This window comes from Bradyrhizobium sp. Kon37 (genome assembly GCF_055807535.1).
The window spans coordinates 1-244 of record NZ_JBVVOY010000322.1; the positions used below are offsets into that span (position 1 = coordinate 1).

The 244-nt window shown below is 60.2% G+C and carries 1 pseudogene; it reads right to left on the reverse strand.

Annotated elements, in window-relative coordinates:
- A pseudogene (locus tag AC0L3J_RS38330) lies at positions 1-244 on the reverse strand (serine/threonine protein phosphatase); the annotation flags it as partial.

Below are 244 nucleotides of genomic sequence, written 5' to 3' on the forward strand. Positions count from 1 at the left end.
TCAAGTTGCCGGTCGCGTAAGCGCCGGTGTCGATATTGATCCGGTTTGAGCGGATATCCGGGACGCTGACCGGGGTATGGCCGTGGACGATATATTTGCCGAAGCGTCTTTCGGACTCGAGGAATTCCTCGCGGATCCAGAGCAGATCCTCCTCCTTCTGACGTTCCAGGGCTACGCCCGGCTTGACGCCGGCGTGCACAAAGAAGAAGTCGCCACACGCGAAGGACGGGCGGAGCTGCTGAAG